This is a genomic window from Parasphingopyxis sp. (genome assembly GCF_052168275.1).
Lineage (GTDB): Bacteria > Pseudomonadota > Alphaproteobacteria > Sphingomonadales > Sphingomonadaceae > Parasphingopyxis.
In genome coordinates this window covers 1-10,951 of record NZ_JBQLZM010000080.1, presented here as the reverse complement: position 1 = coordinate 10,951, position 10,951 = coordinate 1, and the positions used below count along the sequence as shown (strand labels likewise).

Sequence of the window (10,951 nt, the reverse complement as noted above, 5' to 3'; positions counted from 1 at the left end):
AAGCGCACCGCCATGGGCCGCTTCAAGCACGAGGGCGCCGAGCCCATCGTGAACGTCGTCGGGCTGCGTCGGCTTCGTAAGCGAAAACCGGCTTCCAGCGGCGGCAGCGCGTACATTCGAACGGAGTAACGGCAATGGACATAATCGACCGCCTCAAAGGCGATCACCGGACCCTCAAACGGTTCCTGGCCGTGATGAACGAGGACGGCGCGTCCGATGCCGCGCGCCGGCGTTCGCTGTCGCATTTCAAGCAGCTCTACTATGCGCACAGCGTCGCTGAGGAGATGGTCGTCTACAATGCCCTGGAAGGGCGGATGCCGCAATGGAACGACCTTACCCATGTCGGCCACACCGAGCACAAGGTGGCGACCGAGCTGCTGGCCAGACTGTCGGAGACCGGCGGCAGACGGGCGGACGACTGGGATCAGGACGCGCGTCTCCTGGAGGAGATCGTCTGCAAACATATCGACGACGAAGAGGCCGAGATGGTCCCCGCCGTCCAGGAGTTCTTCGGCGCCGCCGATCGGGTGTCGATGATCGACCGCTACGACCGCGCCAAGAAAATCGCACTGACCGACCTCGGGCAGGATCAGCCTGCGCAAACGGCGGCCGCTTCCTCCTAGCTCTGCGGCGGCGGGAACCAGCTCGTATCGATTTCCCGGTACCGGTTGGCGAAGGACGAGATGTCGCACAGAAAATCCTCGCGGAGGATTTCGATCCGCCGCCCCTCGCGCCGGATCGCGAAATCCTCCTGTTCGAGTTCGCGGAAAAGCCGGTTGACGTGGATCTTGTTGAGGCCCACCGCGTCGCCGATATCGGCCTGGGTCAGCGTCATGTCGAGATGCGTGATCTGTTCGTCGCGCGTCGCCCGGAGCCGGCTAACGATTTCCATGATGAAGCCGGCCAGCCGACCCTTTCCGGGCGAACTGCCGAGCACTCTCAGCCGGTCCGAAAGCGTCACATTTTCCACCATGCCCAGCGCGTAGATGAGCGCCGCAAGCCGGGGATGCGCGTCGAACAGGCGTCCCAAGCTGTTTTTCGGAAAACGGCAGAGCGTTGCCGGTTCGCCCGCGACGACACTCGAACCCGCCTCGTCGAACGCGATGCTCGCGGTGCCCAATATGTCGCCGGGATAGTGGAGCAGCAGGATCTGCCGGCTGCCGTCCGCGAGCATGTTGCTCGAATATAGCCAGCCATGCTGCACGACGTAGAGCGTGTCCGCGTCGTCGCCTTCTTCGAAAATCGTCTCGCCGGCGGCATAGTCCCGCGGCGATTTTTCGAGCTCGACCAGCGCTTCCTTCTCACGATCGGTGAGCGTGAGAAAGATATCGAGCTTATGAACCAGGCAGGAATCTGTCATATGACGCCTCTTGTCGCGCGCGCCCGACCGCCAAATATCAGCAAGTCCCGGGAAACGTGAGGCTATCCTTGCTCCAACGGACGGAGGATTTCAATTGGAAGCGGTACCGCACCCGGAACATTTGCCGGCAAAGATACGGCACAAGCTCCCATGACATCGCGCCGGGTTTTCGTTCTCGGCGCCACCGGCACGATCGGCCGGGCCACCGTCGCGGCGCTCCTGCAGCGCGGCCATGACGTCGTCTGCTTCGTCCGGCGACGGGCTGGAAGCGGCGGCCGGCTGGCCGCAGACGACACCGCGGGACCGCTGAACGGCGCCGAACTGCGATTTGGAGACGCGATCGACGCGACGTCCCTCGCCCGGAACGGTTTGCGCGGCGAACGGTTCGATGCGCTGGTCTCCTGCATGGCGTCGCGCACCGGAGCGCCCCGGGACGCATGGGCCATCGATCATGGCGCCCATATGGCGGCGCTGTCGGCCGTCCGGGCGGCCGGCATTCCCCACATGGTGCTGCTCTCGGCACTGTGCGTACAGAAGCCGCTGCTCGCCTTTCAGCAGGCCAAGCTTGCCTTCGAGCGGGAGCTGATGGCCTCCAGCCTTACCTATTCGATCGTCCGGCCGACCGCCTTTTTCAAGTCGCTGTCCGGCCAGGTAGACCGGGTCCGGCAGGGCAAATCCTTCCTGCTGTTCGGCGACGGCACGCTGACCGCCTGCAAGCCGATCAGCGATGCCGATCTTGCCGACTATCTCGCCGATTGTCTCGACGATGACAGCCGTCACAACCGGATATTGCCGATCGGCGGTCCGGGCGAGGCGATCACGCCGAAGGACCAGGCCGAGCATCTCTTCGCCCTGCTCGGCCGCGAACCGCGCTTCACCCATGTGCCGGTCCGGCTGCTCGACGCGATTGCCGGCACGCTGGGCGCGATCGGCCGGATCGTCCCTGCGGCGGCGGAGAAGGCCGAGCTCGCGCGCATCGGCCGCTATTACGCCACCGAGTCCATGCTGGTGCTGAATCCGGAAACCGGGCTGTACGACGCTGCGGCCACGCCCTCGACCGGCTCCGAAACGCTGTTCGATTTCTACGCGCGCCTGATCGCCGGCGACGCCTCGGTCGACCGCGGCGACCATGCGGTTTTCTGAAGGCGATCGAAGGCCGTCGACAGTTGGCAAGCCGCTCGGGCCCGTTGGTCGAACGGCGATTGTGCAATGGACGGTAACCTCGCAGCCACCGGCGCCGAAGCTCGGGCATCTTCTTTTTCGCACAAGGGGCAATTCGATGGACATGACGACCCGCCGCGCAGGCACTCTGATCGCCGCCGCTCTCATCCTCGGCGTGGTGACGCAGATTTTCTACATGATGACGCTTGGCGGGCCGCAGGCGTCGGACCCGGCCGCCGGCGTCACCAATGCGGATGTGGTGCGGTATTTTACGGAGCGCTGGCCGGAAATCGCCACCGTCTGGACGATCGAGCTTGCGGCGTTCTCCGTGATCGCCGTCGCCGGGCTCGTCGCTATGGTCCGCGGCGCGCCGGCGCCGGCGGCCTGGGCCGCGCTGCTGTTCTCGGGCCTGTTCAACGTCATCCAGGTCGGGATCGGCCTGTCCATGTTCCGCCCGGCCGCACTGGCGGGCGAAGCGCTCGCCCCGGTCTTCTCCGTCGTCGTCGCCGGCGCCTTTCTCTTCTATTTCCTCGCCAAGGTGCTGCTCGCGCTGGCCGGGATCGGCTTCGGCCTGCTGCTGTTCGCCGGCGACAGGACATCGGCCAAGGCCTTCGGGGCGCTGGCCGTCCTCTTTGGCCTCGCCGCCGCCGCACTCAACATCCTCGCAATTCCGCAGGGCATGGCGATGGTCTTCGAAGCCGGCGCGGCCGGCACCGCCGCCGCGCTGACGACCGCGATCGCGATGTGGCTGGTGACGCGGCGGGACGCCTAGTCCGCCGACGGGCCGCAGCTACCGCTTGTCCGCGGCAAAATCCCGCCGATAGCGGGCCAGGTCGGGCATGTCGTGGATGGCCCGGGTGAAGGCATCGACCATTCGCTTCAGGACCGGCTGGACCTGGCGCATGTCGATGGATCGCGCCAAGGGATCGTATCGCTCCGGAACGACGCCGAAACCGATCATCATGTCGATCCAGGTCTGGCGGTCGAACAGCTCGCTGTCGAAGGCGATGAAGCGCCCGCGGTTCCGGAACTGGTCGAGGCGGAGCGCGAGGGTTTCGGGCAGCGCGGCCTTGCGCATGTCGGCCCAGGGCGCATCGTCCCGCCCGTTCAGGACCAGCGGCAGCAGGACGAAATCGCGGACCTGTTCGGCCGAACGGGCCTGTTTGCGATTGAATTCGGTCGCTTCGACATCCATGCGCCGGGTCGCCGGAAGGCAGTGCACCAGATGCAGCGCCTGTTCGTGCAGCAACCGCATGTCGGCGGACTGGTACGGACCGAGCCGGGCGGCCGCGCCGCCGAGTCGCGCGAGATTGCCCGTCCAAGGCGCGTCCGTGAAATGGGGCGCGAACGGCAGCGATTCCGACGACGACGCGACCAGCCGTTGCGCCGCCGCGTCGTCCATAAGTGCCGATGCATAGAGGAGTTCGGAAACCGCGCCGTCGCCGAGCGGCGTTTCGACCAGCAGGCCGCCCGGCAGCGCCCGAGCGATCGTATGACCCGGCTCGGCCGAGACCGCCGGGCCGCCTGCCCCGCTCGCGATCCGGTCGAAGGCGAGGATATCGGCCAGCCGGTGTCGACGCGGAGTGCGTTCATCGGGCAGCAGACGCGACAGCGCGCCCGAGACATCGACGAAAAAGTCCGCTTCGATGGTCCGGCCGTCGGCCAGTCCGACCGAGCGGATATGGCCGTCGTCCGGATCGAGATCGGCACCGACCGGCCATGCCTCGAATATCCGCGCGCCGGACGCCGGGACGCGATCCTTCAGGAACGCCGCATAGGCGGTGCGATCGCACTGGACCGTCGGACCGAGCATGGTGAGCGGCGATCCGGGATCGTCGGACGGAAAGGAAAATTTTCCGGCGAGAGCGGCCCGGGCCGCGAAACGGAACGGCTCGAGCAGATGCGCGAGCCTGTCCGGCTCCTCGTACGTCGCCGCCGCCCGCAGCATGACATGGTGCAGGGCGACGCCGTTAATGACCGGCACGGTGCCGGACGGCGCGGCGAAGAAACGGCTGCCCTCGCCCCGCCAGTCCCGATGGTCGGTCCCCAGTCCCAAGGTCCCGTTGCAGTGCCGGACCAGATCGCGGACCGTGACGCCGATACCGTCATGAAACCGGCTGTCGCAGGCCAGCGTGAGCGCGCCCGGCGGGGCCGGTTCGCCGATATCCTCGACGACCGTCAGGCGGATGCGATCGGGCAGGTTTTCGGCGAGCAGGGTGGCGACCGGCCAGATTTCGTCGCTCTTGCCGAACAGCGCGATGCGGGACAGCGCCGCAGAATCCTGCGTCATGCCACGTCCGCCCGCGCGCCGCCGAACGACGCGCCATGGCCCGCGATGAACGCCAGATGCTCGCTCGTCTCCTCCACGGCGCCGGAAATCGAAGCGCGTATCCGCCGGAGCTGGGCCGCGATCTCGTCCGCCGTCATCCTGTCGGTCCGTGGGTCGACGGATTGCGGCAGGATATTCTGTCCGATGAAGACCGACAGCCAGCTCGGCGGCTGGAACAGCCCGCTTTCATATTCGGGTACGATGCCCCGGCGGCGAAACGCGTCGATCTTGTAGGCGAGGCTGTCCGGCCATTCCATTTCGCGCATGTCGCGCCACAGCGCGGCGTCGTCGCGCTGGGTCGCGACATAGTGCAGCATGAGGAAATCCCGGATCCGCTCGAACTCGAGGTCCATCAGCCGGTTATATTCGTCGGCATCGCGTGCGGCGCAATCCTTCTCGGGAAACAGCGCGAGAAGATTGACGATGCCGCTCTGGATCAGGTCGATGCTCGTCGATTCCAGCGGCTCCAGGAATCCGCCCGACAGGCCGATGGCGACGCAGTTCCGGTTCCACAGCCTGCGCCGTTTCCCGGTCTTGAAGAACAGCTGTTTGGGGTCGGCGAGCGGATCGCCCTCCAGGGTCGTCATCAGCTGGTCGAGGGCATCCTGGTCGCCGATATAGCGGTCGCAATAGACATGGCCGTTGCCGATCCGGTGCTGGAGCGGAATCCGCCACTGCCAGCCGGCCGTGCGCGCCGTCGACCGCGTATAGGGGCCGACCGGACCCTCGATGGCGCAGGGGACGGCCCAGGCCCGGTTGCACGGCAGATAACCGCTCCAGTCCTCATAGCCCGTTTCCAGCTCCTGCTCGATCAGCAGCCCGCGAAAGCCCGAACAGTCGACGAACAGGTCGCCCGCTATCTCTCCGCCGGATTCCAGCGCGATCGCGGCGATGAATCCGCTCTCACCGTCCGTCCGCACCGAGACGACCTTGCCCTCCACGCGCTTCGTGCCGCGCTCCTGCGCGAAGGCCGCGAGAAACACGCCGTACAGGCTGGCATCGAACTGAAAGGCATAGGAATAGGCCGACAGGCCGGATTCGGGTTCGGCGTCCGGCAACGCGAACCGGTCGTTCCGCGCCGCCACGATCGGATAGCAATAGTCGCCGAAGGGCGCGGCATCGCCGGCCGCGTTCAGCTTCGCCCAGTAATGATGGAAATCCGCAGGTCCGATCGCCTCCCCATGCGCGCCGAACGGGTGGAAATAGCGATCGCCGATCCGGCCCCAGTCGCAAAACTCGATGCCGAGCTTGATCGTCGCCGCCGTGCGCGCCATCATCTCGGCCTCGTCGATGCCGAGCGACCGGTTGAAATCCCGGATCTGCGGCAGGGTCGCCTCGCCGACGCCGACGGTTCCGATCTCTGCGGATTCCACCAGCGTGATCGACACGTCCAGCCCCGAAAGCTTGTGGGCGAGCGCCGCGGCGGTCATCCAGCCCGCGGTCCCTCCGCCAACGATCACGATACTGCGGACCTGCCGGTCCGATCGGTCGCTCACTTCACGCCTCCCCCGACGTCCCGGTTGTCCGGCCCGGCCGGATCACGCGCCGGACCCCCGAAAGGATCAATAATCGAAACCCGGATTGGTGCGGTTCAGTTTACGGATCAGTCCTGGCCAGACGAGGTTGTCGCCCAGGCCCTTGGTGAAGGCCGGCGCAGCCTGCTGGAACACGCGATGCGCCATATCCTCGCTTTCCTCGTGCAGATGCTCGGCGCCCCCGATCGACTGCGCCAGGATCTGCGTCTTGCAGCTGTTCTCGAGCAGATACATGCGCAGGAACGCCAGCGCGCAATTCTGCCCGATAGTGAGCGTGCCGTGATTGCGCAGGATCAGCAGGTTCTTCTCGCCGATATCGGCGATCAGCCGCTCGCGTTCGTCGAGGTCGAGCGCGATGCCCTCATAATCGTGATAGGCAAGATCGTCGTGGATCTGCATCGAGAATTGCGTGTAGCGGCGCAGCCCGTCCTTCTGCACCGACACCGCGATACCGTAGGGCGTATGCACATGGATCACGCATCCGGCGTCCTCGCGCGCGCTGTGGACGGCGCTGTGGATGGTAAAGCCTGCCGGATTGACGAAATAGGGCGTCTCCTGTTTCGCGTTGCCGTCGAGATCGATCTTGACGAGCGCGGACGCCGTCATCTCGTCGAACATCACGCCATAGGGATTGATCAGGAACCGCTCCTCGCCGTCCTCGTCCGGCAAACGCACGGAGATATGGGTGAACACCAGATCGGTCCAGGCGTGCATCGCGCACAGCCGGTAGGTGGCCGCAAGTTCGCAGCGGAGCCGCCATTCGGTGGCGGACACCTTGCCCTCGAGGCGATCGATCTGCGTCGGATCCGGGATATTGAATCCTTGCTCCACCTCCAACGCGGTTGCCGTTTCCTTCGCTGCCGTCGCCATCGTCGACCTCCTTGTTTCGCGCTGCATACCATACCGCCGAACGGCGAGCGCTGTCATCACCGGTTTTTCGGCACCGATTTACAGGTCGGCAGCGAGCTCCGGCTTGCCGGCCCGCTTCGCGTGATACTTGATGCCCGGCCCGACTTGTTGCACCATCCCTAATGCTTCCACGGGAGAGACTGCCATGGTCAAGGTCGAAGAAGCGCAGGTAGCGCCGGCACGGGTCGCAAGCGATCTCACGATAGGCGATCTTCGCGCCGCGCTGGCGGCCGGCTGGCGCGATTTCCGGGCGTATCCGGCTTTCGGGCTGTTTTTCGCGGCGATCTACGTGGTCGCCGGGATGTTTCTCTATTTCGCCCTGTTCAACCGCGGCGAGATCGCCTGGCTGGTGCCGGCAGCGGCCGGTTTTCCCATCCTCGCGCCGTTCGTCGCCGTGGGGCTCTACGAAGTGAGCCGCCGCCGCGAAGCCGGACTGCCGATGAGCTGGCGCGCAATCCTCGGCGCGCTACGCGGCCGCGGCGACGACCAGATACTGAGTATGGGCGTTATCGTCTTCGTCGCCTTCGCATTCTGGCTGATGGTCGCGCACGGCATTTTCGCCGTCTTCCTGGCGGAATCAGGGATAGGATCGGAATCGCTCGCGCTGTTTCAGACAGGAGCGGGCATCATGATGCTGGTGGTCGGCGGTATCGTCGGCGCGCTCATGGCGCTGGCCTTCTATTCGATCACGGTCGTCAGCCTGCCGATGCTGGTCGATCGCGATGTCGACTTCATCACCGCGATCATCGTCAGCCTCGCCACGGTGCGATCGAATACGTTCGTCCTCTTGGTCTGGGCTGTGTTTATCGCGGTCGCCCTGTTCGTGGCGATGATCCCGCTGTTCCTCGGGCTTCTCGTCGTACTGCCGGTGCTGGGGCACGCGACTTGGCACCTGTTCCGCCGTTCGGTGAGCGACGCCGGAACCTAGGGACGGGCGGCGGCAACGCCGTCCGACGGCCGTTTTCCGTCCAAAGCATCCCGTGATGCCGGCGCTTCATCCGGATCATCCGCCTTGTGGGGATGCTCTTCGTCCTCTTCCCCGTCGTCCAGCACGAAATTGGCCGCGAAGCCGTGAAGGACGATCGACAGCAAGATCGTGGCGGCCGCGACCCGCCAGACGGTCTCGATCCCGTCGAAGTCCGCATGGTTCTGCGCATAGGCGATGTAGAAAACCGTCCCCATGCCCCGTATCCCGAAAAAGGCGACCTTGATCCGCTCCAGATTTTCGCAGGAATATCCGATCAACGACAACAGGCCGCTGGCCGGCCTGATGATCAGCACGATCAGGACCGCAAGCGCGATTTCCGCCCAGCCGATGCTGTCCAGCGCCCCGGCGCCGACGAACATGCCGAACCACAACAGCAGCAGCGCGAGCAGGATCGATTCGAGCTGATCGGCGCCGTGATGGATATATTTCTCATAGGACTCGCCGTCGGTTCCGCGCGAATTGGCGCGGCCCGCGCGCGCTGACGCGAACACCGAAAGGAAGCCGTACGCATCGAAACTTTCCGCGACGCCATAGGCGATCAGCGTCGCGGCGAGGACGACGATGATCGAGTTCCAGGCGCCCTGCCGGGCGTCGCCGAAGCGGCTGAACACGATCCGCGATATCACATGGCCGCAGCCATAGCCGATGAGCCAGCCGGCCACGACGCGGTAGAAGAAATCGTAGCCGAGCCACGACCAGCCCCAATCGGGAAATCCGGATCCCGCAAATCCCAGCGTCGCGGCGGTGATCGCGAGATAGACGAACGGAAAGGCCAGCCCGTCGTTCAATCCCGCCTCCGCCGTCAGCGCGACCTGCATCGGCGTTTCCTTCTTGCCCGGCGGGCCGACCTGTATCGAGCGCGCCAGCACCGGATCGGTCGGAGCGAGGGCGGCGGCCAGCAGCATGGCGCTCGCCCAGGGCATGCCGACCAGATAGAAAGCGAGCAGGAACACGGCCAGGATGGTGAGCGGCATCGAAACGAGCAGCAGGCGAAACGAAGCCTGCCAGTTGCGCCAGCTTTCCTTGGTGTCGATCGCCAGGCCGGCGCCCGCCAGCGAGATGATGACGATCAGTTCCGATGCATGCTCGATCACCATGGCAGACAGGCCGCCGTCCAGCGGGTCGAGCGCCGGCAGACCGATCAACGCCAGTCCGATGCCGATCACGATGTAGAACAGCGGAAAGTTCGTGAACCGGTATTGGCTGAGCGCCGGTTGCAATGTCAGTCCGAGCAGCGCGACGCCGATGATGGTATAGAATATGTCGCGCGGATCGAGCTGGAGGAGAAAAGGCATATCGTCCATGGGGTTGTTCATGCCCCGAACCGCCGGTACTGGCAATCGCCCGGCCCCGTCGATCGCCGCCGTCCGGGTGCGGATCCGGGCGGGCTCGCCCCGGCCGCGTGTCCGCCGGTGTCGACCGGAGCGGCTTTTTCGCGATTGCCGCCTATCGGCTTGCCAACCGGACCGAAAAGCCCTAAATGGCCCGCTTCCGGGGTGAAGCGTCATGCGCTTTGCCCCTGATTTTTGAAGAAGGCCGGAGGGGCGTTCGCATGGTGCGGCGTCAGCGATCGGCAGGAAAGGTAAGAGAAGCATGGCTCTGTACGAGCATGTCTTCCTCGCGCGTCAGGACCTGGCCCAGGCCCAGGTCGATACGCTCGCCGAGGAAGCCACGAAGATTATCGAATCCAACGACGGCAAGGTAACGCGGACCGAGACCTGGGGTCTCAAATCGCTCGCCTATCCGATCCAGAAGAACCGCAAGGCCCATTTCGTCATGCTTCATGTCGATGGCCCGGGTTCGGTCGTCGCAGAGCTGGAACGCCAGACGCGCATCAACGAAGACGTGATCCGCTACATGACGATCCGCGTCGACGAGCACGAAGAAGGCCCGTCGATCATGATGCGCAAGAATGAGCGCGATTCGAAGCGTCGCAGCCGCGACGACGACGACGACCGCTAGACCGGCGACAAGGAGATATAGATCATGGCACGCCCATTTTTCCGCCGCCGCAAGAGCTGCCCCTTTTCGGGCAAAGACGCGCCGGTCATCGACTACAAGGACGTCAAGCTGCTGCAGGGGTTCCTCTCCGAGCGCGGCAAGATCGTCCCGTCCCGCATCACCGCCGTTTCGGCGAAGAAGCAGCGCGAGCTGGCCAAGGCGATCAAGCGCGCCCGGCATATCGGCCTGCTGCCCTACATCGTGAAATAGGAGCGGATACATGGATATCATTCTGCTCGAACGCGTCGGCAATCTCGGCACCATCGGCGATGTCGTGACCGTCAAGGACGGTTTCGCCCGCAACTTCCTGTTGCCGAACAAGAAGGCCCTGCGCGCCAACAAGGCGAACAAGGAACTGTTCGAAGCCAATCGCGAACGGCTCGAGAAGGAAAATGAAGAGCGCCGCGCCGCGGCCGCGAAGGAAGGCGAAAAGCTCGACGGCATGACCATCGAACTGATCCGCCAGGCCTCGCAGACTGGCCAGCTCTACGGTTCGGTTGCGGTCCGCGACATCGTCGCCGAGCTCGAAGCCAAGGGCGAGCCGGTGACCAAGAAGCAGGTCGTTCTCGAACGGCCGATCAAGGCGATCGGCATGTACGAGGTGCGGATCGCGCTGCACGCGGAAGTCGACGCCACGATCAAGGTAAATGTCGCCCGCTCGCCCGAAG

12 protein-coding genes are annotated in these 10,951 nt (G+C 65.0%); 7 read left to right on the top strand and 5 right to left on the bottom strand.

All coding sequences use genetic code 11. The annotated features are described in order from the left end of the window. The first annotated feature begins 134 nt into the window (after positions 1-134). A complete protein-coding gene (locus tag ACTS1X_RS07415) occupies positions 135-623 on the top strand; it encodes a hemerythrin domain-containing protein (protein WP_442613749.1) in 489 nt (162 codons plus the stop codon). Here ACTS1X_RS07415 and ACTS1X_RS07410 read toward each other — a convergent pair. Then, positions 620-1,360, bottom strand: a complete 741-nt coding sequence (locus ACTS1X_RS07410; protein WP_442613748.1) for a Crp/Fnr family transcriptional regulator — start codon at positions 1,358-1,360, stop codon at positions 620-622. The genes ACTS1X_RS07415 and ACTS1X_RS07410 overlap by 4 nt on opposite strands. A 150-nt stretch (positions 1,361-1,510) precedes the next feature. On the opposite strand from ACTS1X_RS07410, the gene ACTS1X_RS07405 reads away from it, so the two are divergent. Together ACTS1X_RS07405 and ACTS1X_RS07400 are read left to right on the top strand one after the other, a co-directional pair. Continuing rightward, complete coding sequence (locus ACTS1X_RS07405) at positions 1,511-2,503, top strand: NAD(P)H-binding protein (protein ID WP_442613747.1); 993 nt, start codon at positions 1,511-1,513, stop codon at positions 2,501-2,503. A gap of 136 nt (positions 2,504-2,639) precedes the next feature. Further along, a complete protein-coding gene (locus ACTS1X_RS07400) occupies positions 2,640-3,293 on the top strand; it encodes a hypothetical protein (RefSeq protein ID WP_442613746.1) in 654 nt (217 codons plus the stop codon). 18 nt (positions 3,294-3,311) lie between these two features. Here ACTS1X_RS07400 and ACTS1X_RS07395 read toward each other — a convergent pair whose 3' ends face one another. The 3 genes from ACTS1X_RS07395 to ACTS1X_RS07385 form a co-directional block, all read right to left on the bottom strand. After that, a complete protein-coding gene (locus tag ACTS1X_RS07395; protein ID WP_442613745.1) occupies positions 3,312-4,811 on the bottom strand; it encodes a tryptophan 7-halogenase in 1,500 nt (499 codons plus the stop codon). After that, the gene (locus tag ACTS1X_RS07390; RefSeq protein WP_442613744.1) at positions 4,808-6,346 is read right to left on the bottom strand and encodes a tryptophan halogenase family protein; all 1,539 of its coding nucleotides are present in this window, start codon (positions 6,344-6,346) and stop codon (positions 4,808-4,810) included. Before ACTS1X_RS07390 ends, ACTS1X_RS07395 begins: the two co-directional genes overlap by 4 nt. A gap of 66 nt (positions 6,347-6,412) precedes the next feature. Next, entirely contained in the window at positions 6,413-7,255 is an 843-nt protein-coding gene (locus ACTS1X_RS07385) for a class II aldolase/adducin family protein (protein WP_442613743.1), read from the bottom strand. Positions 7,256-7,439: 184 nt separating this feature from the next. Between ACTS1X_RS07385 and ACTS1X_RS07380 the strand changes: the two genes are divergently transcribed. Beyond that, entirely contained in the window at positions 7,440-8,222 is a 783-nt protein-coding gene (locus ACTS1X_RS07380; RefSeq protein WP_442613742.1) for a DUF2189 domain-containing protein, read from the top strand. On the opposite strand, the gene ACTS1X_RS07375 is transcribed toward ACTS1X_RS07380, so the two are convergent. Continuing rightward, positions 8,219-9,598 (bottom strand): cation:proton antiporter, encoded by a 1,380-nt coding sequence (locus ACTS1X_RS07375; protein WP_442613741.1) that lies wholly within the window; start codon positions 9,596-9,598, stop codon positions 8,219-8,221. The genes ACTS1X_RS07380 and ACTS1X_RS07375 overlap by 4 nt on opposite strands. 277 nt (positions 9,599-9,875) lie before the next feature. On the opposite strand from ACTS1X_RS07375, the gene rpsF reads away from it, so the two are divergent. From rpsF to rplI, 3 genes are all read left to right on the top strand, one after another. Then, complete coding sequence (rpsF, locus tag ACTS1X_RS07370; protein WP_442613740.1) at positions 9,876-10,244, top strand: 30S ribosomal protein S6; 369 nt, start codon at positions 9,876-9,878, stop codon at positions 10,242-10,244. Positions 10,245-10,268: 24 nt separating this feature from the next. After that, on the top strand, positions 10,269-10,493 hold the full coding sequence (gene rpsR / locus ACTS1X_RS07365; protein WP_442613739.1) for a 30S ribosomal protein S18: 225 nt from the start codon (positions 10,269-10,271) through the stop codon (positions 10,491-10,493). A 10-nt stretch (positions 10,494-10,503) separates the two neighbouring features. Next, the coding region (gene rplI, locus ACTS1X_RS07360; RefSeq protein WP_442613738.1) for a 50S ribosomal protein L9 at positions 10,504-10,951 on the top strand (448 nt) is incomplete at its 3' end.

Coding starts and splice junctions, on each gene's coding strand:
- ACTS1X_RS07415 (WP_442613749.1), top strand. CDS start 135: ATGGACATAATCGACCGCCTCAAAGGCGATCACCGGACCCTCAAACGG.
- ACTS1X_RS07410 (WP_442613748.1), bottom strand. CDS start 1,360: ATGACAGATTCCTGCCTGGTTCATAAGCTCGATATCTTTCTCACGCTC.
- ACTS1X_RS07405 (WP_442613747.1), top strand. CDS start 1,511: ATGACATCGCGCCGGGTTTTCGTTCTCGGCGCCACCGGCACGATCGGC.
- ACTS1X_RS07400 (WP_442613746.1), top strand. CDS start 2,640: ATGGACATGACGACCCGCCGCGCAGGCACTCTGATCGCCGCCGCTCTC.
- ACTS1X_RS07395 (WP_442613745.1), bottom strand. CDS start 4,811: ATGACGCAGGATTCTGCGGCGCTGTCCCGCATCGCGCTGTTCGGCAAG.
- ACTS1X_RS07385 (WP_442613743.1), bottom strand. CDS start 7,255: ATGGCGACGGCAGCGAAGGAAACGGCAACCGCGTTGGAGGTGGAGCAA.
- ACTS1X_RS07380 (WP_442613742.1), top strand. CDS start 7,440: ATGGTCAAGGTCGAAGAAGCGCAGGTAGCGCCGGCACGGGTCGCAAGC.
- ACTS1X_RS07375 (WP_442613741.1), bottom strand. CDS start 9,598: ATGAACAACCCCATGGACGATATGCCTTTTCTCCTCCAGCTCGATCCG.
- rpsF (WP_442613740.1), top strand. CDS start 9,876: ATGGCTCTGTACGAGCATGTCTTCCTCGCGCGTCAGGACCTGGCCCAG.
- rpsR (WP_442613739.1), top strand. CDS start 10,269: ATGGCACGCCCATTTTTCCGCCGCCGCAAGAGCTGCCCCTTTTCGGGC.